Raw genomic sequence first — 26043 nt, forward strand, 5'->3', positions numbered from 1 at the left:
ACTGTACGGAGGCGCCACGAGACTGGCGGCGCGACACCACAAGGAGGCATCTCCCATGAAGCACGTACGCACCCGTTCGCTGTTGGCGGCCACGTTCGCCACTGCACTGCTCTTCTCTGCCGGCCATGTGCTGGCCGACAACCCGCCGAACGAGCCCGAGGAAAACGCACAGAACGACTCCTCACAGCCCGTTACCGACACCTGGATCACCACCAAGGTGAAGGCCGACCTGCTGGCCACCGAGAACGTGTCGGGACTGGACATCAAGGTCGAAACCGTCGATGGCGTCGTGACCCTCACGGGCGCCGTCACCAGTCAGGCGCAGAAGGACAAGGCTGTCGAGGTCGCCAAGCAGATCAAGGGCGTCAAGCGCGTCGAAGCCGGCGGCCTCAAGCTCGCCTCGAGGTAATCGCCGCCCGGGTTGTGGCACGAAGCGGGCGCATCCCAGCGTAGGATGCGCCCGCTTCTCTGTCGGGGCACGGCTTCCCACCTTTCAGGAGTGAACTCATGAGTCATCGCTTGACGGTGCGCGGCGTGATCGCCGCAGCGCTCGCCTTCTGTTCCGCGGCGGCAAGCGCTGCGCAACCGGTCGCTTCGGTGCCCGAGCTCGATCTGTCGCGCTACGCGGGCCAATGGCACGAGATCGCGCACCTGCCGATGTTCTTCCAGCGCCAGTGCGTGGGCGACATCACCGCCCGCTACTCCCTGGACGGCCCCGGCAGCATCGGCGTACTTAATGCCTGCAGGACGAAGGACGGCAGCATGGATCGGTCGCAGGGCGTCGCCCGGCCCGTGGAAGGCCATCCTGGCCGACTGGAGGTGCGTTTTGCGCCCGACTGGCTGTCGTGGCTGCCCGCGGTATGGGCCGATTACTGGGTGATCGCGCTGGACCCGGACTACCAGTGGGCGATGGTGGGTGAACCCGGCCGCGACTACCTGTGGATCCTGTCGCGCGAACCGTCGATGGATCGCGCGCTGTTCGAGCAGCTGAAGGCGAAGGCGGAAGGGATGGGGTACGACCTGTCGCCGCTGGTCATGCCCGCGCCGCTGAAATAGAGGATGCATGTTGCCGTGGTAGGAGCGACGTAAGTCGCGACCGCACGGTGTGATGGTCCTTGTAGCGCCAGTATTCGCGGCGCTTGCGGCGGGTTCCCTGGAGACTCAGTGTTCGCGGTCGCGACTCACGTCGCTCCTGCAAAAGCCGAAACGTCAAAGCCGGTGCGTATAGCGGAACTGCAGGAAGTTCTCCCCCGGGTTCGGATTCTTGATCCGGCCGTTCGAGAAATGCTGGAAGCGCAGCGACCACTCGTGCTGCTGGTCGTCGCCGAAGCGCTTGCCGATGGCGATGTGGTCGCCGAAGTTGAAGGTGGTGCTGAATTCCTTCTTCCGCGTGTCGTACTTGGGGAAGATGACGTTCACGCCGATGCCGCCCTCGACGAACCAGCCATTGTCCCAGCCGTTCGGGCGCCAGCGCAGCGCTGGCGTCACGCCCAGCTGCGTGCTGTTCTGGCTGTCGCTGGGCCAGCGCGCGGCCTCGCCCTGCCCCGGGCCGCTGATGTGGCCATAGCGGTACTGCTTCTCCCACTGCCAGTCGCGGCTCATGCCGACGGTCAGCGACTGCGCATCCTCGGCGACACCGCCCTGCACGTACCACGCGCTGCGCGGCTCCGCGGCGAAGGCCTGGGTCGCGGCTGCGGCCATGAGCAGCCCGAGCGCCAGGCGGGGCAGGGCATGGGGGCGAGAGGTCGAGGGAAGGCGGGCAGAGCTTGGCGCGTTGCGGTGTGGAGCGGACACGGATGACACTCGGAGGGTTGAAGAGGGCCGCGCCCGCAGGCGCGGCATGTATCGCATCATCGGGGAAGCGGCCTGACGGTCCGCTCAGGGCTGCGCCGCCAGCGCGGGCGCAACATCCTGTTCGCCCCAGCCGCCCAGCGACTTGTAGATCGCCACCACGCCGACGTTGACCCCGGCCTCGGCTTGCGCGAGCGCATCGTCCGCCGCCAGCTGCGTGCGCTGGGCATCCAGAAAGGTGAGGAAGTCCGACGAGCCGGCACGATACCGGACTTCGGCCAGTTCTGCTGCACGGCGCGCGGCAACGGATTGTTCCAGCCGGAATTTCAGCTGGGCCTGCTGCTTGGCATAGGACAGCAGTGCGTTTTCCGTATCTTCCAATGCGCCCAGCACGGTCTTCTCGTACTGCGCGGCCACGCCATCGGCCTGGGCTTCACTCGCGCGCAATCGTGCCCGCACGCTGCCCATGTCGAACGCGGCCCAGCTGATCGACGGCGTCACCTGCCACGCGCGGTTGTCGCCATTGAACAGGTTGCCCCAGCCGCCGGACAGGAAGCCGACGAAGCCGCGCAAACTCACCCGAGGGAACAGGTCGGCGGTGGCGACGCCCACGCGCGCGGTGGCCGCGGCCAGGCGACGTTCTGCGGCGCGCACATCCGGCCGCTGACGCAGCAGTTCGGTGGTGTCGCCGATCGGCAGGGCCTTGGCGAACGCCGGGGCCTCGCGCGGGGCGAGCAGCGCATCGAGTTCGCCCGGACGCTTGCCCACCAGCACCGCAAGGCGATGGCGCGACTGGCCTTCGGCGGTTTCCAGCAGCGGCACCTCGGCTTCGACCGCCTTCACGCGGGCGAGGCTGCTCTGCACTTCCAGTTGGCTGCCGGCGCCGCGGTCGAAGCGCGACTCGGTCAGGCGCTGCGTTTCGCCCAGGCTGAACAGGATGCGCCGTGCCACGTCCAGCCGTTTCTGCGTGCCGCGCAACTCGAAGTAGTTGCGCGCCACTTCGGCGGCCACGGTCACCTGCATCGCCTGCAGGTCGTTGCGCTGCGCCTGCAGGTCCGCATGCGCGGCCTCGGCACTGCGGCGCACGCGACCGAACAGGTCCAGTTCCCAGGCCGCATCGAAGCCGGCCGAGTAGCTGTCGGTCTCCACGCGGCCCTGGCCTTCGACAGGCTGCTTGGTGCGGGTGCCTTCCACGCCGGCGGTCACGTGCGGCGCCAGGTCCCAGCGACGTTCGGAGAACACCGCACGCGCTTCGTCCACGCGCGAGACCGCAATGCGCACATCGGGGTTGGCGAGCAGCGATTCGCGCACCAGCTGGTCGAGCACCGGGTCGTCGAACTGGCTCCACCACGCGGCGACCGGATGGTCGGCCACGTAGTCGGCAGAAGCCGCGTGCTGCAGCGTGGCCGGTGCGGTCTGCGGCGCCACGTAGTCGGGGCCCACGGTGACGCAGCCGGCCAGCACCACCGATGCGACGGCGATGACGAGCGGACGGCTCACCATGGCAGCACCTGGTCGAAGTAGTAGTAGCCCCCGGTCGGGCCGTCGTTGCCGATCAGCGCCAGCCGCACGCTGGTGCGCGCGCCTTCCGGCACGGAGAGCTCGCCGTTCTGCTGGTCGCCGGACTTGTTCATCTCGGTCTGCACGTAGCCCGGATGGATGGTGTTGACCTTGATGCCGGCGTCCTTCAGCTCGTGCGCCAGGTGCACCGTCCACGCGTTCACCGCGCTCTTGGAGACGTTGTAGGCCGGCACGCCCTTGAACGCGTAGATGGGAGACGCCGGGTTCTGGTGCTCGGAGATCGACCCCAGCAGGCTGGACACGTTGACGATGCGGCCGGCGTTGGACTTGCGCAGCAGCGGCAGGAACGCCTGCGTGGTTTCGATCAGGCCGAACACGTTGGTGTCGAACGTGGTGCGCCAGGTCTCGAGCGACTGGCCGGAGACGCCCTTGCTGCCGTCGTCGACCAGGATGCCGGCATTGTTGACCAGGATGTCGAGCCTGCCATGGCGCTGCTCGACCTCCTTCACGGCGGCGGCGATGCTGGCGCTGTCGGTGACGTCCAGCGCGATCGCTTCGACCGGCAGGCCCTGCGACTGCAGGTCCAGCGCGGCTTCGACGGCCTTTTCGCGACTGCGGCCGGCGAGGATCGTGTGGACGCCGGCTTCGGCCAGCTGGCGGACGGTTTCGCGGCCGATGCCGCGGGGGGCGCCGGTGACCAGCGCGATCTTGGATGCGGTATTCATGTGGGTTTCCTTTGTCGGGTGGGATGCCAGGGATCGCACGGAGCGACCCTGGCGGGATAGGTCATCCGTGCGTCACGGCGGGCGCGTGGGACACCAGCGGACGATTGGCCAGCTTGCGCAGGGCCACGTAGAAGACGGGGGTCAGGAACAGGCCGAACAGGGTGACGCCCAGCATGCCGGCGAACACCGTGATGCCGGTGACCGAGCGGACTTCCGCACCGGCGCCGGACGACAGCACCAGCGGCACGGTGCCGGCGATGAACGCCACCGACGTCATGATGATCGGACGCAGGCGCAGGCGGCAGGCCTCCAGGGCGGATTCCACGATGCCCTTGCCCTGCAGTTCCAGCTCGCGGGCGAACTCGACGATCAGGATCGCGTTCTTGCACGCCAGGCCCATCAGCACCACCAGGCCAACCTGCACGAACACGTTGTTGTCGCCGCCCATGACCCACACGCCGAACAGCGCCGACAGCAGCGTCATCGGGACGATCAGGATCACCGCCAGCGGCAGCGTCCAGCTTTCGTACAGCGCAGCCAGTACCAGGAAGGCCAGCAGCACGGCCAGCGGGAACACCACCAGTGCGGCCTTGCCCTGGGTGGCCTGCTGGTAGCTCAGGTCGCTCCAGTCGATGCCCATGCCGGGCGGCAGCACCTGCTGCGCCAGCTCGGTGACCTTGGCCATCGCCTCACCGGACGACAGCACGCGCGGGTCGGCTTCGCCCAGCAGGTCGGCGGCCGGATAGCCGTTGAAGCGGATCACCGGGTCGGGGCCGTAGGTCTGCTTGATGTTCACCATGCTGCCGATCGGCACCATCTCGCCGTTGGCGTTGCGGGTGCGCAGATTGGCGATGTCCTCCACCTGGTCGCGGAAGCCGCCGTCGGCCTGCGCGATCACCTGCCAGGTGCGGCCGAACATGTTGAAGTCGTTGACGTAGGCCGAACCCAGGTAGGTCTGCAGCGTGTCGAACAGCTCGGTCAGCGGCACACCCTGCGCCTTGGCTTTCCCCCGGTCGACCTCGGCGTCCAGCTGCGGGACGTTGGCCTGATAGCTGCTGATCGGAAAGCCCAGGCCCGGCGTCTGCGACGCCGCGCCCTGGAAGGCCTGCACGGCGTTCTGCAGTTCGCCGTAGCCCAGGCGCGTGCGGTCCTCGATGAACAGCGACCAGCCCGAGCCGTTGCCCAGGCCCTGGATCGGCGGCGGCATGAAGGCGAAGGTGAAGCCCTCCTGGATGCCGGCGAACTTCTGGTTGAGCTCGGCGGTAATCTGCTCGGCGCTGTTCTTGCGCTCGCCGAACGGCTTGAGGTTGAAGAACACCACGCCGCTGTTGGGGGTGTTGGTGAACTGCAGCGGGTTCAGGCCGGGGAACGCGATCTCGTCCTGCACGCCCTCGACCTCCATCGCCAGCTTCGCCATCTTCTCCAGCACGGCGTCGGTGCGCTCGATCGAGGCGCCTTCCGGCATCTTCACGCCGGCGATCAGGTACAGCTTGTCCTGCACCGGGATGAAGCCGGCCGGCACGGCCTTGAACATCGCGCCCGCGCCGATCAGCAGTACCACATAGACCGCGAACACCGCACCGCGCTTGCCCAGCGCACGCGACACCGCGCCCTCGTAGCGCTGCGAGCTGCGGTTGAAAAAGCGGTTGAACGGACGGAACAGCCAGCCGAACAGGCGGTCGATCAGGCGCGAGGGTCCGTCCTTCGGTGCGTCGTGCGACTTCAGCAGCTTGGCGGCCAGCGCCGGGGACAGGGTCAGCGAATTGATCGCCGAGATCACCGTGGAGATGGCGATGGTGACCGCGAACTGCTTGTAGAACTGCCCGGTCACCCCGGTCAGGAACGCCATCGGCACGAACACCGCACACAGCACCAGTGCGATGGCGATGATCGGCCCTGAGACTTCCTTCATGGCCAGATGCGCGGCTTCGAGCGGGGTAGCGCCATGTTCGATGTGGCGCTCCACGTTCTCCACCACCACGATGGCGTCGTCCACCACGATGCCGATGGCCAGGACCAGGCCGAACAGGGTCAGCGTGTTGATCGAATAGCCCAGCAGGTACAGCACCGCGAACGTACCGACCACCGACACCGGCACCGCCAGCAGCGGGATGATTGAGGCGCGCCAGGTCTGCAGGAACAGGATCACCACCAGCACCACCAGCAGGGTGGCTTCCAGCAGCGTGGAAACGACCGACTTGATCGAGTCGCGCACGAATACCGTGGTGTCGTACACCGAGGTGATCTCGACGCCCGGCGGCAGCGTCTTGCGGACCTCCTCCATCTTGGCGACCACCGCATCGCGGATCTGCAGCGCGTTCGCGCCCGGTGCCTGGAAGATGCCGATGGCCGCTGCGTTCTGGCCGTTGAGGCGTGCGCGCAACGTGTAGTCGCCGGCGGCCAGTTCGATGCGGGCCACGTCGGCCAAGCGCACGATTTCGCCATCGGCGCCGCTCTTCAGCACGATGTCGCCGAACTCTTCGACCGTCTCCAGGCGGCCCTTGGCGTTGATCGGCAGCAGGAAGTCGCTGCCGTTCGGCATCGGCTCGGCGCCCAGCTGGCCGGCCGAGACCTGCACGTTCTGCTCGCGCTCCGCGCGCAGCACGTCGCTGGCGGTCATGCCGCGCGAGGCGACCTTGTCCGGGTCCAGCCACAGGCGCATGGCGTAGTCGCCGCCACCGAACAGCTGGGCGTCGCCGACGCCGGCGATCTTGGCCAGTTCGTCCTTCACATGCAGGCGCATGTAGTTGCGCAGGTACAGCGAGTCGTACTTGCCGTCCTTGGACACCAGGTGGACGACCATCAGGAAGACCGGCGACTGCTTCTGCGTGGTCACGCCCTGCCGGCGCACGTCCTCGGGCAGCCTTGCCTGCGCCTGCGCCACGCGGTTCTGCACGCGCACCGCCGCCTCGTCGGCATCGGTGCCCGGCTTGAAGGTGACGGTGAGCTGCAGCACGCCGTCGGAGCCGGCGACGGACTTGATGTACATCATGTCCTCGACGCCGTTGATCGCTTCCTCGAGCGGCGTGGCGACGGTTTCGGCGATCACCTTCGGGTTGGCGCCCGGGTACACCGTGCGCACGACCACCGAGGGCGGCACCACTTCGGGGTATTCGCCGATCGGCAGCAGCGGGATCGAGATCAGGCCGGCGGCGAAGATCACGATCGACAGCACGGCGGCGAAGATCGGCCGGTCGATGAAGAATCTTGAGAAGTCCATGGGTGGATTTCCTGGAAAGAAGAAAGAGCGTCCCCGCCGCCTGCCGCGGGAGCGGCAGGCGTGGGTTCCATCATTGCGGTGCGGGTGGCGTCAGTTCTTGGCGACGGCCTGGGTCGGCGCGGGCGCCTGAGCGCCCATCGCGACGGCCTTGGCGTCCACCGGCATGCCGGGGAAGAACACCTTCTGCACGCCGCTGACGATCACGCGGTCGCCGGCGGCCAGGCCCTGCTCGACGATGCGCAGGCCGTCGGCCATGCGGCCGATCCGCACGTCGCGGCGCTGCGCCTTGCCGTCCTTGTCGACCACGTAGACGTACTTGCGGTCCTGGTCGGTCAGCACGGCCTTGTCGTCCACCAGCGCGGCCTTGAACTCGCCGCTGCCCAGCAGCCGCACGCGGGCGTACAGGCCGGGGGTGAAGACGCGGTCGGCGTTGTCGAGCACGGCGCGGGCGCGGATGGTGCCCGTGCTGCGGTCGACCTGGTTGTCGAGGAAGTCGACCACACCCGCGTGCGGGAAGTCGCTCTCGTCGGCCAGCGCGACCTGCACCGGCACCTTGCCGTCGCGTTCGCTCGGGCGTTCGCCCTTGCGCGCCATTTCGGCGTAGCGCAGGAAGGCGCGTTCGTCGGCGTCGAAGTGCACGTGCACCTTATCCAGCGACACCACCGTGGTCAGCACGCTGGCGGCGTCGCCGGCGCTGACCAGGTTGCCGGCGGTGACCAGCGCACGGCCGGCACGGCCGTCGATGGGCGCGCGCACCTGGGTCCACTCCAGGTTGAGGCGGGCGCTTTCCACCGCGGCCTGGGCGGCGGCGACGTTGGCCTGCGCCTGGTCGGCGTTGGCGCGGCGCTGTTCGTACTCTTCGGTGGACAGCGCCTGCAGGTCAGCCAGGCGCTTGGCGCGCGCGGCCTCGCTGCGGCCCAGTTCGGCCTGGGTGCGGGCGCGGGCCAGCTCGGCCTGTGCGCGCGCCAGTTCGGCACGGTAGCTGCGGGCGTCGATGGTGAAGAGCACGTCGCCCTTCTTCACTTCCTGCCCTTCCGTGTAATTGACGCGATCGAGTAGCCGGAGACGCGCGGCCGCAGGTCGACGTGTTCGATGGCTTCCACACGGCCGCTGAACTCGTCCCACTGGCTGACGGTCTTGACCGGCACCGCGGCCACGCTGACCTGGGGCGGCGGGGGCGCGCCCTGCTCGGCGGCCTGGCCGCTGCAGCCGGCCAGCACGGCCAAGGCGAGGATGCTGAAAGCGCCCATCGCAAGCAGGCGTTGCGGGCGCGGAAGGGAAAAGAGATGCGTGTTCATGGTGGTGGTCTCTTTGGGGGAGAGGAGAAAGCGGCAGGCGAGGATGCGACCTGAAGTCAGGTTGAGGTCAAGCGGAAGATCGAGGCGTTGCTGCGAGGACGGCGGAGCATGCGTTGGCGTGACAGTCAGGCCGAGGCGCGACCGTTGCGCCGGGCGCCGGCGACCGCCCACAGCGTCTCTTCGAAGTCGCAGGCGAGCGTCTGCTCCGGTGGCCTGGCGTCGCGTGCGGACCAGGGGACGATGGACTGCGAGGCGCGGTCGCCGCGGGTCAGCAAGGACACCGCACTGCGTCCGACGGCCAGTGCGTCCGGCCATTCGGCGCAGGCATTGATGGCGTTCTCGGGCGTGCATACGGGCTTGTCGACCGACAACAGCTGCACGCGCACGCCCAGCGCATGCGCTTCTTCGTGCAGGACCTGCGCGAGCATGCGCATCGCCGCGCCCGTCACCGAGGCGTGTCCGTAGCCGGACCAGCCGCGCTCGGCGTACGGACCGCCGATCAGCACGTAGTTGGCCGCGTGCTGGCCTTCGGCGAGCAGCGGCAACAGGTGGCGTGCGGCGGCCAGGTGGGGGATCAGGTCCGCTTCCAGGCGTTCCAGCAGGAAGCTCGCGGGGCGGTCCAGCAACCGACCGCTCTGCGGGGGCGTGCCCATGCTGGCGAACACCGCGCGCAACGGACGGCCGCGTTCGCGGACCTGTTCGGCCAGGCGCGCGGCATCGCGGTCGTCGTGGATGCACGGCGCATGCAGCAGGTCGAGCCCGGGCTCGTCGTCGAAGTGCTCGGCCAGCGCGCTCATGCGAGGACCTTCGCGACCCACCGCCAGCACGGGGCTCCCCGCTTCGAGCAATGCGCCGACCACGCCGAAGCCGACGTTGCCGCCTGCACCGAGCACCAGCGCACCTGGGGTCAGGCTGTGGCGGCTAAGGCTCATTGCGGGCTCCGCTGGCGCAGCGGCATGACGCGCGCGCTGGCGCCCGTCGTCTTCACGCGCAAACGCGAACGCTCGCCATCGTTGAAGGCGCGCGGCGCGGTGAATTCACGGAACCCCAACGCCTTGCCGGCGAAGAGTGCACGCGGAACCGGCCGACCCGTCGCGGGGGAGGAGGACGACGGGACGGCCGATGCGCGGAACACGCGGGCGACCAAGCGCACGCCGGCGTCGAGCCAGCATCGCGCGGCGCGGAGAAGGGAACGAGGCATGCCACGCAGTGTGGCGGCGCGCTGGACACGACCGATATCCGGATCCTGCGCTTCCGTTGCACGATCCTGTGCCGCCGCGGCGAACGGCTGGCAATGGCCTAGGCGCAGGGATGCCGGCGCCTCGGACGGCGTGCCGCTCGTCGGATGGCGATGGGCGACTGTCCCGCTCATGGGACGAATACTCCCGCGACGGGGATAATCCCATCGGCCGAGGCCAGCCGGGCAAGACGCCGGCCAGCGCTGACGACCCCTCCACGCTGCGAACGTGGCGCCACCACCGGCCACGCGACTTCCTGCCGGATCAGGTGCTTGGAGCGACGAAACGCTTGATGGGACGGGGCCTCCCGGGAGGCGACCGGGTGGTTCAGAGTCTGGAAGAGGCGGGCGAGCAACATGGCGAGGGAACCCGTGCTGTGACGATGGATGTGACATTACGCCCCCAATGAGGACTTGATTAGTCCTGATTTAGGGGAATAATCATCCCGTCAGCGGGCCAATGCCCCGCCCCCCCCCGGAGTCAAACGATGAGCCACGATCTCAACGACACCCTGATCTTCGTCAAGGTGGTGGAACAGGGCAGCTTCATCGCCGCCGCCAATGTGCTGCGCCTGCCCAAGACCACGGTGAGCCGCAAGGTGCAGGAGCTGGAGACGCGCCTGGGCGCGCAGCTGCTGCACCGGACCACGCGCAAGCTGGGTCTTACCGAAGCCGGCAATGTCTATTACGAGCACTGCCAGCGTATCGCCCGCGAACTGAGCGAAGCGGCGAGTGCGGTCAGCCAGTTGCATGCCGGTCCGCGCGGCTGGTTGCGGTTCACCGCGCCGTACTCGATCGGCATCGACAAGATCGCGCCGCTGCTGGGCGAATTCCACGCGCAGTATCCCGAGATCCGCGTGGAGATGGTCCTCGCCAACGACAACCTGGATCTGATCTCGGGTGAGATCGCCGTGGCGCTGCGCATCGGCAGCCTGCCGGATTCCAACCTGGTGGCACGCCGCCTGAGCACGCTGCGCACGCAGGTGTACGCCAGCCCGAAATACCTGGCGCGCTATGGCGAGCCGCTCCACCCCGACGACCTGCAGCACCATCGCGTGCTGGCGATGCAGAAGCACCGTCGCGGAAGCGGCTGGGCGATGACGCTGCATGGCACCGATGGCGAGCACGACTATCCGATCAATCCCATCCTGGTGGCCAACGATCCGGCCGCACTGAAGGGCGCACTGTTGTGCGGCGAAGGCCTGATGCTGGGCGCGGACGTCATGGTGAAGCCGTACCTTGAGCAGGGCCACCTGCAGCGTGTGCTGGCGGGATGGACGGGGCCGGAGTACGAATTCAACGCGGGGTTCCCGCGCGGTCACGTGCAGTCGCCGAAGGTGCGCGCGTTCGTCGATTTCCTGGTCGAACGGATGAAGTTCGACGTCGACTACATGATGGAACACTGCCCGGTGTACCTGAAGCAGCAGGCCGAAGCGCGCGCCGCGGCGGAGGCCGTGCCGGAAGGCGAGGAGGCCACGGTGGCGGTGGGTCGCAAGGTGCTGGCCGACGTGTTGAGCTGAGGCGAAGAGGCGGGTTGGGGCGGAGGAAGGCCCGTCATCCCGGCTGGCGCCGGGACGACGGCGCTCACTAACGATTCCCGAACGCAATCGCGCGCCGGGCTGGCTAGCATGGGGCATCGCCGGCGTTGCGTTGTCGCCGGGGATGGCCTGCCGCACTGCGTCTCCACCTGACAGGAACCCGCATGATGAAGACACCGATGGCCGTGTTCGCGGCACTGTGGCTGGCGGCCTGTACGCCCGCCACGCCCGATACCGCCGCGTCGACCCCGGACGCCGCGCCGGCCGGTCGCGTCGCAGCGCCCCCTGCCGCCGCAACCGCGATCGCCGATGACCCGGCCGCCGTCAACCAGGCCATCGATGAGGCGCTGGGCGACCATGTCCGTTACGAGGCGGTGATCCGTCAGCTCCAGCAGGCGGTGGCGGCGAACGACGCGGCCGCTGTGGCGGCCCTGGTCGACTACCCGTTCGCCACCGTGCGCGACGGCCAGCCGCTAAAGATCGCCGACGCCGAGGCCTTCGTGCGCGACTACGACCGGATCATGACGCCGCCGATTGCGGAGGCGATCAAGCGACAGAGATATTCCGAGTTGATGGTCAACTACAAGGGCGTGATGTTCGGTAATGGCGAGGCGTGGGTGAACGGCTTCTGCAGAGACGATGCCTGCAAGGACGTCGACGTGCGCGTGGTGGCGCTGCAACCGACGTCGTAATCCGTGACAGAGTCACTGTAGGAGCGACGTCAGTCGCGACCGCACGGCCTCGCATGTCATGAAGCGTTGGAAAGGCGGGTACGCTGGAGGCCAGGCGCTTTCCCGCTCATATAGGGGCGAGGCTTCCGTATGAGGATGGCGTGCGGTCACGACTCCCGTCGCTCCTACAGAAACGCAAAAAGAAGGGCGGCCATTGGCCGCCCTTCTTCTGAAGCATTGCGCGTGCGCTTATTCCACCAGCACGTCCACGCGTCGCGCTTCGTCGGCATCGCCGCTGCCGGTGGTCTGCGCCGGCTTGTCCAGCGTGATGCGATCGGCCGCCACGCCATTGACCACCAGCCATTGCTGGATGGCTTCGGCGCGCTGCTTCGCCAATGCTTCGTTCGCGGCGGCATCGCCGCTGGCATCGTGGAAGCCGGAGACGCGCACTCGCTTGCCCGGATCGGCGCTCAAGGTGCCCAGCACGCCTGAAAGGCGCGCACTGGTGTCGGCCGGCACCACAGCCGAGCCGCTGTCGAACAGGATGCGCGCGCTGCGTCCGTCCACGACGTCGGCGGCCGCCATCGGAACCGCATGCGCGGACGCCTCCATCGAAGTGGCGCTGCCCAGCCAGCCATTCACCGGCAGCACCGGCACCAGCAGCAGCGCGACGATGTTGATGATCTTGATCAGCGGGTTGATCGCCGGGCCTGCCGTGTCCTTGTACGGATCGCCGACGGTGTCGCCGGTGACTGCGGCCTTGTGCGCCTCGCTGCCCTTGCCGCCGTGGTGGCCGTCCTCGATGTACTTCTTGGCGTTGTCCCATGCGCCGCCGCCGGTGGTCATCGAGATGGCCACGAACAGGCCGGTGACGATGGTGCCGATCAGCAGCCCGCCCAGCGCCTGCGGACCCAGCAGCAGGCCGACGATGATCGGCACAACCACCGGCAGCAGCGAAGGCACGACCATCTCCTTGATCGCCGACTTGGTCAGCATGTCGACCGCGCGGCTGTAATCCGGCTTGGCGGTGCCGGCCATGATGCCGGGAATCTCGCGGAACTGCCGGCGCACTTCCTCCACCACGCTGCCCGCGGCGCGGCCGACCGCTTCCATCGCCATCGCGCCGAACAGGTACGGGATCAGGCCGCCGATCAGCAGGCCGACGATCACCAGATGATTCGACAGGTCGAAGGTGAAAAGCGTGCCGGGATGCGCCGTCTGCAGGTTGTGCGTGTAGTCGGCGAACAACACCAGCGCGGCCAGCGCGGCGGAGCCGATCGCATAGCCCTTGGTCACCGCCTTGGTGGTGTTGCCGACGGCGTCCAGCGGATCGGTGATGTTGCGGATCTCCGGCGGCAGTTCCGCCATCTCCGCGATGCCGCCGGCGTTGTCGGTGATCGGGCCGTACGCATCCAGTGCCACGATCATGCCGGCCATCGACAGCATCGCCGTCGCGGCGATGGCGATGCCGTACAGGCCACCCAGCGCGTACGCACCGAGGATCGCGATGCACACCGCCACCACCGGCCAGGCGGTCGACCGCATCGACACGCCCAGGCCGGCGATGATGTTGGTGCCGTGGCCTGTGGTCGACGCCGCGGCGACATGCTTGACCGGTGCGTACTGGGTGCCGGTGTAGTACTCGGTGATCCACACGATCACGCCGGTCAGTACCAGGCCGACCAGCGCGCAGAAGTACAGGTTCAGCGCCCCGTACGACGAATCCGCCATCAGCTGCGTGGTGATCGGATAGAACGCGATGGCCGCCAGCACCGCCGACACGATCACGCCCTTGTACAGCGCGCCCATGATCGAACCGCCGCCCTTCACCCTGACGAACATCGCTCCGATGATCGACGCGATGATCGACACCCCGCCGAGCACCAGCGGGTAGAGCACCGCATGTTCGCCGGCCTGCGCGGCCATCAGGCTGCCCAGCAGCATGGTCGCGATGATGGTGACCGCATAGGTTTCGAACAGGTCGGCCGCCATGCCGGCGCAGTCGCCCACGTTGTCGCCCACGTTGTCGGCGATCACCGCCGGGTTGCGCGGATCGTCCTCGGGAATGCCCGCTTCCACCTTGCCTACCAGGTCCGCGCCGACGTCGGCGCCCTTGGTGAAGATGCCGCCGCCCAGCCGGGCGAAGATCGAGATCAGCGACGAGCCGAACGCCAGCCCGACCAGCGCGTGCAGCGCGTCGGCTTCCGTGTAGCCCATGTGCAGGTGGAGCACGGCGAAATAACCGGCCACGCCCAGCAGGCCCAGGCCGACCACCAACATGCCGGTGATGGCGCCGCCCTTGAAGGCGACGTCCATCGCCGCGCTCATGCCCTTGTTCGCCGCCTCGGCGGTGCGCACGTTGGCACGCACCGAGACATTCATGCCGATGTAGCCGGCGGCGCCCGACAGCACCGCGCCGATCAGGAAGCCGATGGCGCTGGCCCAGGACACGAAAAAGCCGATCAGCACCAGCAGCACGATGCCGGCGACGCCGATGGTGGTGTACTGGCGGTTGAGGTAGGCGCTGGCGCCTTCCTGCACGGCCGCCGCGATGTCCTGCATGCGGGCGTTGCCCGCGGGCTGTTTCATGATCCAGCGCGCCGCCACCACGCCGTAGATGATCGCCACGCCGGCGCAGATCAGCGCCAGCGTCAAACCGTGTTGTTCCAGCATGACCCCTCCCAAGGTTGATGGATGTCGTCCAGCAGAACGCATGAACACGCAACCCAATCCCGGTGGAGCCTGTTGAACGATTGAGCGCACTCGACCGCTGCGATGGACTGCAGCACGAAACCCTTGTTCAGACATCCCTGGAGCTGGCCCGAGTATGACCCGATGCGCTGCGGGCCGCCAGCGGTGACGGACCGGTTCAGCCATTCCGTGCCAGCCTTGCGGCCCCGATCGCGTTTCCGTATCCGTTTCAAGGAGTTGCCATGCGTCCTACCGTCGCACGTCCGTTGCTCGCCGCCTGCCTGGCCATCGCAGCGCCCGCGTGGGCGTCCGATCCGAAGCCCGAGATCGAACGTCCCGCCGCCACGCCACAGGCGGTGGGGACCGTGCATACGCTGCGACAGATCCCCGAGGCCTGCGCACGGCTGGAAGGCGCCTTCACCGGTGATGCTGCACAGCCCTATCGCTACGCGTCCGTGCGCACCAGCCCGCAGTGCCAGCCGCGTGCTCGCTTCATGGACTTCGACCAGGCGAAGCCCTCCGTCGCGGCGGGCTGGAAGCTCAACGACGTGATCCGCGTACCGAACGCGGCGTGTCCTTCGCAGCAGGCGGTCGTGCGCGTCTGGCGCAAGCCCGGCAGCGCCGCGCCGCCGCCGCTCGATGGCCAGGGCCAGTCGCGCATCTATCTGCAGGACGCGAAACAGCAGGCCGGTACCGCCGCGCAGGCGCCATCGCTGACGCTGTTCGCCGCGAAGCTGGGTGTGGAAGGCAACGCCTGCAAATGAAAACGGCGGCGGCCCCGCAAGGGAGCCGCCGCCGCGATGCATCGTGGCCCGGCGTTACTTCTTCGCGGGCTTGAGATCGTCCGCCATGGCGTTGAACACGGACTCGTCGGATGGTGAAAGATTCGGTCGGCCCGCCATGAAGCCCATGGTGATCGAGCCCTGCACGTAGTAGGTCTCGCCGGCTTCCACTTCCAGCGTCAGCACGTCCTTGGCCTCGGAGTGCACCGTGTACTGGTGCGTGCCCGGCGCGACGGAGGCGACGAAGTACGTGCCGCTGCCGAGCTTGCCCAGTTCGGTCTCGCCTTCGCGGACCTTGTACTTGATGGCGGCGCCAGTGAACTTCTTCTCGCGGAAAAACACGACCTGTCCCATCCCCTCCGCAGGCGCGCCGACCAGGCTGTTGCCGGCAGCCGGCGCCGGTGCGCTGGCGGCTTCCGTCGCCGGTTCCGCGGTAGCGGATTCCGCAGGCGCGGGCGTGGCGGTGGCCGGATCCTGCGCCTGGACGGCGGCGATCGGCAGCAGCAGGGCGAGACAGAGCAGTGAACGGTTCAGCGGGTGGCGCATGCGGCTTACTCCTGATGGTCGGGTGGTGGGGTAGCGGAAGGGGAAGACAGATCCGGCGCCGCGGTTACCGATGTGGTTGGATCGGCCGCGAGTGGATCGGGTACGGACTCGGGCGTGTCGAGCGGGAAAGGTTCGGCCAGCTTGGCGGTCGCAGCCGTCAATGCCGGAATCTCGATTTCCTTGCCGTGGATGAAGTGCGCGAACGGACCGATGCCCAGGGCGACACCGAGGGCGACGCCGCTGGTGTCGCGTCCCGCACCGCCGAGCTTGAAGCCGCGCAGTCGCAGGGTGCGGTCGCCCACCTGCAGGCGTCGCGCGGCCAGGATCAGTTCGCCCGGCTTCCCGCCGCCGCGCGACGGTTCCGCGTGGACGATCTCGCCCACGCCTTCGATGCCGGCCGTCAGAACGGTCACGCCGTCGAACGTCACCGGCTCCTTCAGGCGGAGACGGAACATGTCGCCGCGCTTGACGCGTGCCGAGCTGATGGGGTCGAGGATCTCGAGCACCAGCGGCGTCCCGTCCGGGAGTACGCAGCAGGTTGTCGGCGGAGCCGCGCTGTCGGCGACGACGGGCAGCGGCGGTGCCGCATCCGTTGCCGGAGCTTCCTGTGCAGCGCTCGACCAGGCGCACAGCATGACCAGCAGGCCCGTGCCCGCGCACTTCCATGGTGTCCGCATATTCCCCCCTTGCCGCTCACGCTAGCGCAAGGTCCGCTCGCCGCCAAGCGGGGGAATCGGCCAATCTTTCGCGGAACGTCGGCGGCTCGTGGCGATGTGGCGACGCTTCCATGCTGGCACCACCGCAGGCCCCGGACCGTTGCCCGAATTCACCCTGCGACGAGGTTGGCGCCGCGTTCGGACAACAGCGTGCGGAGCACGGACCGGTGGCAATGCGACTCGTCCTCGCAATAACAACCCACCGAGAAATCGCTGCCATGCGACAGCGCCGCCAGCAGGTCCAGCGTTCGCGCGTTCTCGGGCTTGCCCATTTCGGCACGGTACTTCTTCAAGAAGGCGGCCCATGCCTTGGGCGTGGCGGCCTCCTGCGCCTCCTTCACCAGGTCGGCGCTCGGTGCCAGGTTGGGATACCAGACGTCATACCAGTCCTGAGAGGCGAACTCGGATTTCGGGACGCCGCGTGGCGGCCTGCGCACGGTGCCGATGCGCAGGCCTTCGTCCCTGGCGCGCGGACTGCCGAGGCGGACGATCCGGATGGCCATCGCGCGGTCACCCCTCCCAGGCGGGCAACTTCTTCTTCACCGCCACGTTCTTCAACGCCACGTACTTCGGCAGGCCATCGGTGCCGTATGGTGGGTAGGCTTCGCCGCGGATCAGCGGCTGCAGGTAGGTGCGCGCCTTGTCGGTGATGCCGTAACCGTCCTTGCGGATGAAACCGGGCGGGAATTTCTTCTCGTGGTTCGCCACCTTCGACAGGGGCGCGGCTTCGATCTTCCAGCGGAATGGCGCGTCGGAGGTGCGCACGATCACCGGCATCACCGCGTTCTGTCCCTTCAGCGCGAACTGCACCGCCGCCTTGCCGACCGCCTGCGCCTGCTCCCAGTCCGTCTTCGAGGCGATGTGGCGTGCCGAGCGCTGCAGGTAGTCGGGCAGGGTCCAGTGCACCTTCAGGCCCAGCTGGTCCTTCACCCGGCCGGCAAGATACGAGGCCACGCCACCCAGTTGGGTGTGGCCGAACGAATCCTTGCCGCCGCCGGCATCGGCGACGAAGCGGCCGTCGGCATGCTGGATGCCTTCGCTGGCCACCACCACACACCAGCCCACGCGGTCGACGACCTTCTTCACCTGCGCCAGGAACTGCGCCTCGTCGTAGGCGCGCTCGGGGAACAGGATGATGTGCGGGGCGTCGTCCGGCGACTGCCCGGCCAGCCCGGCGGCTGCGGCCAGCCAGCCGGCATGCCGGCCCATGGCTTCGTAGACGAAGCCCTTGGTGGAGGTTTCCGCCATCGCGGCCACGTCCAGCGCGGCCTCGCGCACGGAGACGGCCGTGTACTTGGCCGCCGAGCCGAAGCCTGGGCAGGTGTCGGTGACGGCCAGATCGTTGTCCACCGTCTTCGGCACGCCGATGCAGGTCAGCGGGTAGTCGAACGCCTGCGCCAGCTGCGAGACCTTCCACGCGGTGTCGGCCGAATCGTTGCCGCCGTTGTAGAGGAAGTACCGCACGTCGTGCGCTTTCAGCACCGCCAGCAGGCGCTCGTACTTGGCCCGGTCGGCCTCCAGCGATTTCAGCTTGACCCGGCAGCTGCCGAAGGCGCCGCCCGGCGTATGGGCCAGGGCGCGGATGGCGGCGGCCGATTCCTTGCTGGTGTCGATCAGGTCCTCGCGCAGGGCGCCGAGGATGCCGTTGCGTGCGGCCAAGACCTTGATTTTCCGGGCCCGCGCTTCGGTAATGACGGCGGACGCAGAGGCGTTGATGACGGCGGTGACACCGCCGGACTGCGCATAAAGTAGGGGGCCAGAGGCCATGTGGGGTTCGTTCCGGGGTGCGAGGATGCGGTAAGCTTCACACAGATGACGCGGTGCAGCGCGGCGCCCGGCGCCAGGCGCGATTCACCGCCCGCAGGATTCCAGTTTGGGAGTGACAGCATGCGATTGGTTCTACTGGGCCCACCCGGGTCGGGCAAGGGCACCCAGGCAGCGCGCCTGAAGGACTACCTGCAGGTACCGCACATCTCCACCGGCGACCTGCTGCGCGCCGAAGTGGCCGCCGGCAGTCCGCTGGGCCTGCAGGCCAAGGAAGTGATGGCGCGGGGCGAGCTGGTCAGCGACGACATCCTGCTGGGCATGCTGGAGGACCGCTTCTCGCGCGACGACACGAAGGCCGGCTTCATCCTCGACGGCTACCCGCGCAACCTGGTGCAGGCCGCGGCGCTGGGCGAACTGCTGGCCAAGCTGGGGCAGAAGTTCGACTTCGCCGTGCAGCTGGAAGTGCCCACCGAACTGCTGGTCGAGCGCATCGCCGGCCGCGCCCAGGCCGAGGGCCGTGCGGACGACAATCCGGAATCGGTCCGCAAGCGCCTGCAGGTCTATACCGACCAGACTGCGCCGGTGATCGATTTCTACCGTAAGCAGGGCGAACTGACCGTCGTGGACGGCGTGGGCTCGTTGGACGAGGTTTTCACCCGCATCACCGAGGCGCTGGCGCCGGCCAAGGAAGTGGGCTGAGCCTGCGCGGCAGGTCCATCGTGCTCCGAAGCCCCGCATTCGCGGGGCTTCGTGTTTCTGACATGCCACGACGCGTGCCGAAGCCCATCGGCTCGGCTAAAGTCTGCGCAGTCATTCCGGAATTCCCGTCTTGAAGATCCACATCCTCGGCATCGCCGGCACCTTCATGGGGGGCGTGGCCGCCCTGGCCCGCGAACTCGGCCACACGGTCGAAGGCAGCGACCAGGCCATCTATCCGCCCATGTCCACCCAGCTGGAGACGCTCGGCATCGCGCTGGCGCAGGGTTACCAGCCGCAGAACATCGCACCTGACTGCGACGAGATCGTCATCGGCAACGCGCTGTCGCGCGGGAATCCCGCGGTCGAGGCCGTACTGGACCAGGGCCGGCGCTACATCTCCGGCGCGCAGTGGCTGTCCGAGCGCGTGCTGCCGGGACGCGACACGCTGGCCGTGGCCGGCACGCACGGCAAGACGACCACCACGACCATCCTGACCTACCTGCTGGAAGCCGCCGGCCGTTCGCCGGGTTTCCTGATCGGCGGCGTGGCCGAGGACTTCGGCGTATCCGCGCGCATCGGCGGCGGCCGCGAGTTCGTGGTCGAGGCCGACGAGTACGACACCGCCTTCTTCGACAAGCGCAGCAAGTTCGTCCACTACCGCCCGCTGGTCGCCATCCTCAACAATCTGGAATACGACCACGCCGACATCTTCCCGGACGTGGCCGCGATCCAGCGCCAGTTCCATCACCTGGTGCGCACCGTACCGCGCCGTGGCCGCCTGATCGTCAATGGCGAGGACGCCCGCCTGGCCGAAGTGCTCGCGATGGGCTGCTGGACGCCGGTGGAACGCTTCGGCTTCGATCCGTCGCTGGACTGGAGCGCACGGCTGATCCGTGAGGACGGCAGCGCCTTCGCGGTGCGCCACCACGGCACCGAGATCGGCGAGGTGCACTGGCCGATGCTGGGCCGTCACAACGTGCTCAACGGCCTGGCCGCGCTGGCCGCGTGCCATGCGGTCGGCGTGGACGTTGCCACCGTGCTGCCGGCATTGGCGGCGTTCCGCAGCGTGAAGCGGCGGCTGGAAGTGATCGGCCAGCACGACGGCATCACCGTCTACGACGATTTCGCCCACCATCCCACCGCCATCCACACCACGCTGGAAGGCCTGCGTGCGCGCGTCGGCGAGGCGCGCATCCTGGTGGCGATGGAGCCGCGCAGCAATTCGATGCGCTCGGGCGCACATGCCGATGCGCTGGCGCCGTCGCTGGACATCGCGGACGTAGTCGTCTTCCTGCACCGACCGGAACTCGCATGGGATGCCGGCAGGATCGTCGCCGCCATCCGTGGCGACGCACGTACGGTGCCCGATGCGGATGCGTTGATCGCGGCGCTGAAGACGCAGGCGCGCCCCGGCGACCATGTGGTGTTCATGTCCAATGGCGGCTTCGACGGCGCGCCGCGGCGGTTCCTGGCGGCGCTGCCAGGCTGAGTGGCCGGCGTGGCGTACGAATCCCTGCCGCTGTTCCCCCTGCACGAGGTGTTGCTGCCGGGGGCGGCAATGGATCTGCGCATCTTCGAACGGCGCTACCTGGACCTGGTACGCGACTGCGGGCGTTCCGCAAGCGGGTTCGGCGTCTGCCTGATCCTGGAGGGCGACGAAACGGGGGCGCCCGCGATACCAGCGGCCTACGGCGTCGAAGCGCGCATCGAGAACTTCGACCTGGGCGAGGACGGGCTGCTGTCGCTGCGCGTGCGCGGCCACCGGCGTTTCCACGTGGTCCGCACGCGTGTGCGCGACAACGGGCTGGTGATGGCGGACGTGGAATGGCGGTGCGCCGACGAGGACGGGGAAATCCGTCCCGAGCACGCACTGCTGGGCACCCTGCTGCAGACCATGATGGAGAAGGTGGGCACCGACCTGGCCAAACTGCCGCCGCGGGTCTTCGAACACGCGGGCTGGGTGGGATGGCGCCTGGCCCAGGTACTGCCGATCACGCCCGAGCAGCGCGTCTCCCTCCTGCAGGAAGACGACGTGCATGCCCGGCTGCAGCGCCTGCTGGAGTGGATCGACTGACGCCGTCCCTCCTGCGAAAACCTGCCTGCTGAGTCAGGGCAGGGCAGGGCCGTCTGCAGTGCAGACCCGCAGCACCGGCAGCCCCGACGCGGGGTGAGGTGCGATCGCATGGTCGAGTCCCGCCGTGGCCCGCGTCACCGCATCCAGCGCCGTGCGCGCTTCGCGCAGGGGCCGCCACAGGCGGACCAGATTGAACGCACGCTGCTGCTGCAGCACCTGGGCGCTGCCGATCCACAGCGGCACGTCGCCGGGCAGCAGGCGCGTGTCGGCCGGCCACAGGCGCAGCACGAACACTTCGCCGGGCTGGTCGCCCTTTCGCACCATCAGCAGGCTTTCGGCGCGCGTGTCGAGCGTGGCGGGGAGCACGGGTTGCTGATCGTCGGGCAGGTCGCTGTCGAGCAGGTTCAGGGCCTCTTCCCAGCCGGCCTGCGGCTGTTCACGCCATCCGTCGGCGGCCAGGCTGGTCTTCAATGGCGCCAGCGGCCCGGCGACCTGCACATCCAGCGGCCAGCGCTGTTCGTCGTCGAACTCGTTGCGGCGCGCGGGCAGCGACTGCCAGCCCTGCGTCCACCAGTCCTGCAGGGCGACGCTGCGCTCGATGACCGGTGCCTGGAACTGCGCCAGCATGCGTTCCACGTTGCGTGGCGCGTGCCACAGGCCCGCCAGCACGAAGCTGCCGTAGAAGAGCCAGGCGATCGGCTTGATCCAGAACGACCGCACCATGCGGCGGCGGTAGGCGATGCCCAGCACCAGCAGCCATACCAGGCCGAACAACATGCCGCCGATCACGTCGCTGAGCCAGTGCGCGCCCAGGTAGAGCCGCGCGAAGCCGATCAACGCCACGACGATGCCGGAGACCAGGTAGGGCCACACCCGCGTGCGTCCCGGCAGTTCGCGTGCGATCAGCACCGCGAAGAAACCGAAGATGATGGTGGACATGGTTACCGCGATCGACGGAAAGCCGAAGCCACTGCTCACCGACGGCGGCTTGGGAATGTCCACCGACGCGCCCAGCCATGCGGTCAGGGCCAGGCCGAACGCCAGTGCCGCCAGCCAGTGACCGGCCGCCATCCAGCGCTTGCGCCAGCACAGGTAGGCCAGCACCAGCAGCGAGACCGGCGCCAGCACCTGCTCGTCGCCCAGCGAGGCCAGGGCCGCCAGCGGCCGGTCGGCCAGCGGATTGCGCAGGGCGCGCATCAGCTCATGCACCCATAGATCCATCGCCAGCGGCTCGCCATGGCCGATGACGATGATCAGGAAGGCGAACCACACCCATACGATGGCCAGCAGCAGGATCGCCAGCAGGGCCAAGGGCACCGATTCGCGCCGGGTAGGATCGAAGACCGCGGCCGTATGGCGGCCCAGCACCGGGTGCGCGTGCGACCACGCCAGTGCGCGCGCGAGCAGCGCATCGGCATGGGTCGCGAACCACCGATAGGTGTACAGCACCAGCGCCCATGCCAGGGCCAGCACCGCCACCAGCAGGCCCAGCACCAGGGCCAGACGGCCCGCCACCGCGGCGACGGCGTCGTAGGCATGGCCCAGCACCCAGCCCGGCAGCAGGAACGACACCGCCCACGCCAGGCACGCCACCGCACTGGCAGTACCGTAGCGGCGCAGCGGCATCCGCGAGATGCCGGCCACGGCCGGCACGAAGGGTCGGATCGGGCCCACGAAGCGGGCCACGAAGATGCTCTTCCATGCATTGCGGCGGAACAGCACCTCGCCCCGGTCCAGCAATTGCGGATAGCGGCGGAACGGCCACACCGTCCGCAGTTGCGGGCCCCAGCGGTGGCCCACCCAATAGCTGCTCGCATCGCCTATCAGCGCACCCAGGGTCGCGCACGCGACGGCGTAAGGCCCCGAGATTTCGCCCAGCCCGATCAGCACGCCCACGGCGAACAGCAGGGGAAGCGCGGGCACGATGGCGCCCAGGATGATCACGGCGTCGCAGAAGGCGATGGCGAAGATCACCAGCCCTGCGGCCACGGGATGCGCGCTGATCCAGGCCAGCAGGTTGTCGAACCAGGAGGATTCCATCGCGGGATTATAGGCGGCGCCTGCTGACCGGCGCCCCCGTGCCTGCGGACGGTAGAATGATCGCGTGGATCTGCGCCCGCCTTCCGAAATCGCCGCACTCAAGGCCGACAGCTTCGGCCGCATCTCGCTGATGCAGGGCGGCGACGGTCCGTTCGTACGCCGCGATCTGGCGCACGTGCCGCTGTGGCTGCGACTGCCGGCCTGGTGGCTGGCGCGGCGCGAAGCGCTGGCCCTGCGCAAGGTCGCCGGGATGGCCGACGTCCCGCAGTTGCTGGCCTGGACCGGACGCCGCCTGGACCGCAGCTACATGGAGGGCGCGGCCATGTACCAGCGGCCGCCGCGCGGGGACGTCACCTACTTCCGCAACGCGCATCGGCTGCTCAAGCAGCTGCATCGCCGCGGCATCGCCCACAACGACCTAGCGAAGGAAGCCAACTGGCTGGTCCTGGAAGACGGGCGCCCGGCGATCATCGATTTCCAGCTTGCCACCCGCGGCCATCCGCGTTCGCGCTGGATGCGCCTGCTGGCGCGGCAGGACCTGCGCCATCTGCTCAAGCACAAGCGTACGTACTGCGCTGCGTCCCTCACCCCCACCGAGAAGCGCGTGCTCAAGCGCACTTCCTGGCTGCGCGACCTCTGGTTCCGCACCGGCAAGCCGGTGTACCGCTTCCTCACCCGGCGCGTGCTGAAGTGGGAAGACAACGAAGGGCAGGGGCCGAAGCCGTGAGCACGTCCGCATCCACCCGAATTCCCTTCCGGAGCACGCCATGACGTCACTGGCCGGCAAGACCCTCTTCATCACCGGTGCCTCGCGTGGCATCGGCCTGGCCATCGCCCTGCGTGCGGCACGCGACGGTGCCAATGTGGCCATCGCCGCCAAGTCGTCGGTGCCCAATCCCAAGCTGCCCGGCACCATCCACACCGCTGCGCAGGCGGTCAACGACGCAGGCGGCCGCGGCCTGGCGCTGAAGTGCGACATCCGCGAAGAGGACGAGGTGAAGGCGGCGATGGCCGCCACCGCCGATGCCTTCGGCGGCATCGACATCCTGGTCAACAACGCCAGCGCCATCTGGCTGGCGGGTGCGCTGGACACGCCGATGAAGCGCTTCGACCTGATGCAGCAGGTCAACGCGCGCGGAAGTTTCCTGTGCGCGCAGGCCTGCCTGCCCTACCTGAAGGAGGCCGCCAATCCGCACATCCTCACGCTGGCGCCACCGCCATCGCTGGACCCGAAGTGGTGGGCGCTGCACACCGGCTACACGCTGGCCAAGATGGGCATGAGCTTCGTGACGCTGGGCCTGGCCGGTGAGTTCGGGCCGCAGGGCGTCGCGGTGAACGCGCTGTGGCCGCGCACCATCATCGCCACCGATGCGCTGAACATGATTCCCGGCGTGGAGATCCCGCGCTGCCGCACGCCGCAGATCGTGGCCGATGCCGCGCACGCCGTGCTGGTGCGCGAGGCGCACGGCTTCCACGGCCGGTTCCTCATCGACGAGGACGTGCTGCGCGAGGCCGGGGTCGCCGACTTCTCCGGCTATGCCGTGGATCCGTCGCAATCGCCGCTACCCGACCTGTTCCTGGACTGACCCCGAGCTCACCATGAAATACCTGCACGCCATGATCCGCGTCCACGATCTGGACGCCACGGGCCGCTTCCTCACCGACGGCCTGGGCCTGCGCGAAACCCGCCGCATGGAGAGCCCGCAGGGCCGGTTCACGCTGGTGTATTTCGGCGCACCGGTGAATCCCGAAGCGGAAATCGAGCTGACGTACAACTGGCCGCCGGAAGACGGCAGCCCGCCCGAGGACTACGGCAGCGCCCGCAACTTCGGCCATCTGGCCTTCGAAGTGGACGACATCTACGCGCTGTGCGCGCACCTGCAGTCGATGGGCATCCCCATCAACCGGCCCCCGCGCGACGGCCGCATGGCCTTCGTCCGCACGCCGGACCTGATCTCCATCGAACTGCTGCAGAAGGGCACTGCGCTGCCGCCGCAGGAGCCTTGGCTTTCGATGCCGAATACGGGAAGCTGGTGACACGCCCCCGCAAGGAGTTGTGCAGATGAATCTGGCCCTGCTCGTGATCGATGTGCAACGCGGCCTGTTCGAACCGCAGCCGCCGCCGGCCGATGCCGATGCGGTGGTCGAGCGCATCAACGCGCTGTCGGCGAAGGCGCGCGAGGCCGGCATGCCGGTGGTGTTCGTGCAGCATGAGCGCGCGGGCGACCTGGAAGCCGAGTCGCCTGGCTGGGCGCTGCATCCGGGCCTGCAGGTGGCCGAGGGCGACTACCGCGTCCGCAAGGCCACGCCGGATTCCTTCCTGCGCACCGGCCTGGACGAAGTGCTGTCGTTCTGCGGCGTGGAAGGCGTGGTGCTGTGCGGGTATGCCACCGAGTTCTGCGTGGATACCACCGCGCGCAGCGCGGCGGCGCATGGTTACCACGTGGTGCTGGTGGCGGACGCGCATACCACGCACGACAAGGCGCACGCCGATGCCGCGCAGATCCGTGCCCACCACAACGCCACGCTGCCGGCCATCCGCAGCTTCGGCGTCAGCATCCGGGCGCTGCCTGCCGGTGAGATCGCATTCGCCGCCTAGGTGTGTAAACCCACCACGTTGTTCAGTGGGATTCGGGTGATGGGTGGCCTGTAGCCAAGGCTGGCATGTGGTCGATGCCAGTTGTAGTGATGAAGCCAGCCCTGCAGCGCGTGGGCTCGCTGTTCGGA

At 68.3% G+C, this 26043-nt stretch carries 25 protein-coding genes and 2 pseudogenes; 12 read left to right on the forward strand and 15 right to left on the reverse strand.

Annotated elements, in window-relative coordinates:
• Positions 1–55: 55 nt before the first annotated feature.
• Together CSC76_RS11305 and CSC76_RS11310 are read left to right on the forward strand one after the other, a co-directional pair.
• Positions 56–409: a BON domain-containing protein gene (locus CSC76_RS11305; protein WP_162110115.1), complete on the forward strand. Its 354-nt coding sequence runs from the start codon at positions 56–58 to the stop codon at positions 407–409.
• Positions 410–507: 98 nt separating this feature from the next.
• The gene (locus tag CSC76_RS11310; protein WP_162110116.1) at positions 508–1056 is read left to right on the forward strand and encodes a lipocalin family protein; all 549 of its coding nucleotides are present in this window, start codon (positions 508–510) and stop codon (positions 1054–1056) included.
• Positions 1057–1209: 153 nt separating this feature from the next.
• Here CSC76_RS11310 and CSC76_RS11315 read toward each other — a convergent pair whose 3' ends face one another.
• The 7 genes and pseudogenes from CSC76_RS11315 to CSC76_RS11345 all read right to left on the reverse strand — a co-directional run bounded on the left by CSC76_RS11315 (position 1210) and on the right by CSC76_RS11345 (position 9927).
• Complete coding sequence (locus CSC76_RS11315; RefSeq protein ID WP_162110117.1) at positions 1210–1701, reverse strand: acyloxyacyl hydrolase; 492 nt, start codon at positions 1699–1701, stop codon at positions 1210–1212.
• Positions 1702–1878: 177 nt separating this feature from the next.
• Positions 1879–3294: an efflux transporter outer membrane subunit gene (locus tag CSC76_RS11320; RefSeq protein ID WP_162110118.1), complete on the reverse strand. Its 1416-nt coding sequence runs from the start codon at positions 3292–3294 to the stop codon at positions 1879–1881.
• On the reverse strand, positions 3288–4037 hold the full coding sequence (locus tag CSC76_RS11325) for an SDR family oxidoreductase (protein ID WP_162110119.1): 750 nt from the start codon (positions 4035–4037) through the stop codon (positions 3288–3290). The genes CSC76_RS11320 and CSC76_RS11325 overlap by 7 nt, the downstream gene beginning before the upstream one ends.
• 61 nt (positions 4038–4098) lie before the next feature.
• Entirely contained in the window at positions 4099–7257 is a 3159-nt protein-coding gene (locus tag CSC76_RS11330) for an efflux RND transporter permease subunit (RefSeq protein ID WP_162110120.1), read from the reverse strand.
• Positions 7258–7347: 90 nt separating this feature from the next.
• A pseudogene (locus CSC76_RS11335) lies at positions 7348–8555 on the reverse strand (efflux RND transporter periplasmic adaptor subunit).
• Positions 8556–8680: 125 nt separating this feature from the next.
• A complete protein-coding gene (locus tag CSC76_RS11340) occupies positions 8681–9487 on the reverse strand; it encodes an SDR family NAD(P)-dependent oxidoreductase (protein ID WP_162110121.1) in 807 nt (268 codons plus the stop codon).
• Positions 9484–9927 (reverse strand): hypothetical protein, encoded by a 444-nt coding sequence (locus CSC76_RS11345; protein ID WP_162110122.1) that lies wholly within the window; start codon positions 9925–9927, stop codon positions 9484–9486. The genes CSC76_RS11340 and CSC76_RS11345 overlap by 4 nt, the downstream gene beginning before the upstream one ends.
• A 353-nt stretch (positions 9928–10280) precedes the next feature.
• Between CSC76_RS11345 and CSC76_RS11350 the strand changes: the two genes are divergently transcribed.
• On the forward strand, positions 10281–11312 hold the full coding sequence (locus tag CSC76_RS11350; RefSeq protein ID WP_162110123.1) for a LysR family transcriptional regulator: 1032 nt from the start codon (positions 10281–10283) through the stop codon (positions 11310–11312).
• A 182-nt stretch (positions 11313–11494) separates the two neighbouring features.
• A complete protein-coding gene (locus tag CSC76_RS11355; protein ID WP_162110124.1) occupies positions 11495–12022 on the forward strand; it encodes a hypothetical protein in 528 nt (175 codons plus the stop codon).
• 228 nt (positions 12023–12250) lie between these two features.
• Here CSC76_RS11355 and CSC76_RS19055 read toward each other — a convergent pair whose 3' ends face one another.
• Positions 12251–12613 carry an OmpA family protein gene (locus CSC76_RS19055; RefSeq protein ID WP_338014953.1) on the reverse strand — a complete coding sequence of 121 codons (363 nt, stop codon included), beginning with the start codon at positions 12611–12613 and terminating at the stop codon, positions 12251–12253.
• A gap of 33 nt (positions 12614–12646) precedes the next feature.
• Positions 12647–14674: pseudogene (locus CSC76_RS11360) on the reverse strand (sodium-translocating pyrophosphatase); the annotation flags it as partial.
• Positions 14675–14934: 260 nt separating this feature from the next.
• Here CSC76_RS11360 and CSC76_RS11365 point away from each other — a divergent pair.
• The gene (locus CSC76_RS11365; protein ID WP_162110126.1) at positions 14935–15456 is read left to right on the forward strand and encodes a hypothetical protein; all 522 of its coding nucleotides are present in this window, start codon (positions 14935–14937) and stop codon (positions 15454–15456) included.
• 54 nt (positions 15457–15510) lie between these two features.
• On the opposite strand, the gene CSC76_RS11370 is transcribed toward CSC76_RS11365, so the two are convergent.
• The 4 genes from CSC76_RS11370 to CSC76_RS11385 all read right to left on the reverse strand — a co-directional run bounded on the left by CSC76_RS11370 (position 15511) and on the right by CSC76_RS11385 (position 18503).
• Positions 15511–16020 (reverse strand): DUF2846 domain-containing protein, encoded by a 510-nt coding sequence (locus CSC76_RS11370; RefSeq protein WP_162110127.1) that lies wholly within the window; start codon positions 16018–16020, stop codon positions 15511–15513.
• A 5-nt stretch (positions 16021–16025) separates the two neighbouring features.
• Positions 16026–16655 (reverse strand): hypothetical protein, encoded by a 630-nt coding sequence (locus CSC76_RS11375; protein ID WP_162110128.1) that lies wholly within the window; start codon positions 16653–16655, stop codon positions 16026–16028.
• Between the two features lie 191 nt (positions 16656–16846).
• Positions 16847–17239 carry a DUF488 domain-containing protein gene (locus tag CSC76_RS11380; RefSeq protein ID WP_162110129.1) on the reverse strand — a complete coding sequence of 131 codons (393 nt, stop codon included), beginning with the start codon at positions 17237–17239 and terminating at the stop codon, positions 16847–16849.
• A gap of 7 nt (positions 17240–17246) precedes the next feature.
• Complete coding sequence (locus CSC76_RS11385) at positions 17247–18503, reverse strand: 6-phosphofructokinase (protein ID WP_162110130.1); 1257 nt, start codon at positions 18501–18503, stop codon at positions 17247–17249.
• Positions 18504–18623: 120 nt separating this feature from the next.
• On the opposite strand from CSC76_RS11385, the gene CSC76_RS11390 reads away from it, so the two are divergent.
• From CSC76_RS11390 to CSC76_RS11400, 3 genes are all read left to right on the forward strand, one after another.
• Positions 18624–19202: an adenylate kinase gene (locus CSC76_RS11390; RefSeq protein ID WP_162110131.1), complete on the forward strand. Its 579-nt coding sequence runs from the start codon at positions 18624–18626 to the stop codon at positions 19200–19202.
• Positions 19203–19332: 130 nt separating this feature from the next.
• On the forward strand, positions 19333–20691 hold the full coding sequence (mpl, locus tag CSC76_RS11395; protein ID WP_425500861.1) for a UDP-N-acetylmuramate:L-alanyl-gamma-D-glutamyl-meso-diaminopimelate ligase: 1359 nt from the start codon (positions 19333–19335) through the stop codon (positions 20689–20691).
• Positions 20692–20700: 9 nt separating this feature from the next.
• The gene (locus tag CSC76_RS11400; RefSeq protein ID WP_238394944.1) at positions 20701–21276 is read left to right on the forward strand and encodes an LON peptidase substrate-binding domain-containing protein; all 576 of its coding nucleotides are present in this window, start codon (positions 20701–20703) and stop codon (positions 21274–21276) included.
• A 33-nt stretch (positions 21277–21309) separates the two neighbouring features.
• Here the strand turns inward: CSC76_RS11400 and CSC76_RS11405 are convergent, their stop codons facing one another.
• Complete coding sequence (locus tag CSC76_RS11405) at positions 21310–23316, reverse strand: bifunctional DedA family/phosphatase PAP2 family protein (RefSeq protein WP_162110132.1); 2007 nt, start codon at positions 23314–23316, stop codon at positions 21310–21312.
• A gap of 130 nt (positions 23317–23446) precedes the next feature.
• On the opposite strand from CSC76_RS11405, the gene CSC76_RS11410 reads away from it, so the two are divergent.
• Genes CSC76_RS11410 through CSC76_RS11425 form a run of 4 tightly spaced genes read left to right on the forward strand, consistent with a single transcriptional unit; the run spans position 23447 to position 25915 of the window.
• Entirely contained in the window at positions 23447–24043 is a 597-nt protein-coding gene (locus CSC76_RS11410) for a protein kinase family protein (protein ID WP_238394946.1), read from the forward strand.
• 40 nt (positions 24044–24083) lie between these two features.
• Entirely contained in the window at positions 24084–24902 is an 819-nt protein-coding gene (locus CSC76_RS11415) for an SDR family oxidoreductase (RefSeq protein WP_162110133.1), read from the forward strand.
• A gap of 13 nt (positions 24903–24915) precedes the next feature.
• On the forward strand, positions 24916–25353 hold the full coding sequence (locus CSC76_RS11420) for a VOC family protein (protein WP_162110134.1): 438 nt from the start codon (positions 24916–24918) through the stop codon (positions 25351–25353).
• A 25-nt stretch (positions 25354–25378) separates the two neighbouring features.
• Positions 25379–25915 (forward strand): cysteine hydrolase family protein, encoded by a 537-nt coding sequence (locus tag CSC76_RS11425; protein WP_162110135.1) that lies wholly within the window; start codon positions 25379–25381, stop codon positions 25913–25915.
• On the opposite strand, the gene CSC76_RS11430 is transcribed toward CSC76_RS11425, so the two are convergent.
• Positions 25912–26043: integrase core domain-containing protein (locus tag CSC76_RS11430; protein WP_162110136.1), on the reverse strand; the 132-nt coding region annotated here is incomplete at its 5' end. The two genes, CSC76_RS11425 and CSC76_RS11430, sit on opposite strands and share 4 nt — an antisense overlap.

Source organism: Pseudoxanthomonas mexicana (assembly GCF_010093385.1).
Lineage (GTDB): Bacteria > Pseudomonadota > Gammaproteobacteria > Xanthomonadales > Xanthomonadaceae > Pseudoxanthomonas_A > Pseudoxanthomonas_A mexicana.

What these genes read in the sequence shown, in the direction of transcription:
- CSC76_RS11305 (WP_162110115.1), top strand. Translation starts at nt 56, where the DNA reads ATGAAGCACGTACGCACCCGTTCGCTGTTGGCGGCCACGTTCGCCACT.
- CSC76_RS11310 (WP_162110116.1), top strand. Translation starts at nt 508, where the DNA reads ATGAGTCATCGCTTGACGGTGCGCGGCGTGATCGCCGCAGCGCTCGCC.
- CSC76_RS11315 (WP_162110117.1), bottom strand. Translation starts at nt 1,701, where the DNA reads ATGGCCGCAGCCGCGACCCAGGCCTTCGCCGCGGAGCCGCGCAGCGCG.
- CSC76_RS11320 (WP_162110118.1), bottom strand. Translation starts at nt 3,294, where the DNA reads ATGGTGAGCCGTCCGCTCGTCATCGCCGTCGCATCGGTGGTGCTGGCC.
- CSC76_RS11325 (WP_162110119.1), bottom strand. Translation starts at nt 4,037, where the DNA reads ATGAATACCGCATCCAAGATCGCGCTGGTCACCGGCGCCCCCCGCGGC.
- CSC76_RS11330 (WP_162110120.1), bottom strand. Translation starts at nt 7,257, where the DNA reads ATGGACTTCTCAAGATTCTTCATCGACCGGCCGATCTTCGCCGCCGTG.
- CSC76_RS11340 (WP_162110121.1), bottom strand. Translation starts at nt 9,487, where the DNA reads ATGAGCCTTAGCCGCCACAGCCTGACCCCAGGTGCGCTGGTGCTCGGT.
- CSC76_RS11345 (WP_162110122.1), bottom strand. Translation starts at nt 9,927, where the DNA reads ATGAGCGGGACAGTCGCCCATCGCCATCCGACGAGCGGCACGCCGTCC.
- CSC76_RS11350 (WP_162110123.1), top strand. Translation starts at nt 10,281, where the DNA reads ATGAGCCACGATCTCAACGACACCCTGATCTTCGTCAAGGTGGTGGAA.
- CSC76_RS11355 (WP_162110124.1), top strand. Translation starts at nt 11,495, where the DNA reads ATGATGAAGACACCGATGGCCGTGTTCGCGGCACTGTGGCTGGCGGCC.
- CSC76_RS19055 (WP_338014953.1), bottom strand. Translation starts at nt 12,613, where the DNA reads ATGGAGGCGTCCGCGCATGCGGTTCCGATGGCGGCCGCCGACGTCGTG.
- CSC76_RS11365 (WP_162110126.1), top strand. Translation starts at nt 14,935, where the DNA reads ATGCGTCCTACCGTCGCACGTCCGTTGCTCGCCGCCTGCCTGGCCATC.
- CSC76_RS11370 (WP_162110127.1), bottom strand. Translation starts at nt 16,020, where the DNA reads ATGCGCCACCCGCTGAACCGTTCACTGCTCTGTCTCGCCCTGCTGCTG.
- CSC76_RS11375 (WP_162110128.1), bottom strand. Translation starts at nt 16,655, where the DNA reads ATGCTGTGCGCCTGGTCGAGCGCTGCACAGGAAGCTCCGGCAACGGAT.
- CSC76_RS11380 (WP_162110129.1), bottom strand. Translation starts at nt 17,239, where the DNA reads ATGGCCATCCGGATCGTCCGCCTCGGCAGTCCGCGCGCCAGGGACGAA.
- CSC76_RS11385 (WP_162110130.1), bottom strand. Translation starts at nt 18,503, where the DNA reads ATGGCCTCTGGCCCCCTACTTTATGCGCAGTCCGGCGGTGTCACCGCC.
- CSC76_RS11390 (WP_162110131.1), top strand. Translation starts at nt 18,624, where the DNA reads ATGCGATTGGTTCTACTGGGCCCACCCGGGTCGGGCAAGGGCACCCAG.
- CSC76_RS11405 (WP_162110132.1), bottom strand. Translation starts at nt 23,316, where the DNA reads ATGGAATCCTCCTGGTTCGACAACCTGCTGGCCTGGATCAGCGCGCAT.
- CSC76_RS11410 (WP_238394946.1), top strand. Translation starts at nt 23,447, where the DNA reads ATGCAGGGCGGCGACGGTCCGTTCGTACGCCGCGATCTGGCGCACGTG.
- CSC76_RS11415 (WP_162110133.1), top strand. Translation starts at nt 24,084, where the DNA reads ATGACGTCACTGGCCGGCAAGACCCTCTTCATCACCGGTGCCTCGCGT.
- CSC76_RS11420 (WP_162110134.1), top strand. Translation starts at nt 24,916, where the DNA reads ATGAAATACCTGCACGCCATGATCCGCGTCCACGATCTGGACGCCACG.
- CSC76_RS11425 (WP_162110135.1), top strand. Translation starts at nt 25,379, where the DNA reads ATGAATCTGGCCCTGCTCGTGATCGATGTGCAACGCGGCCTGTTCGAA.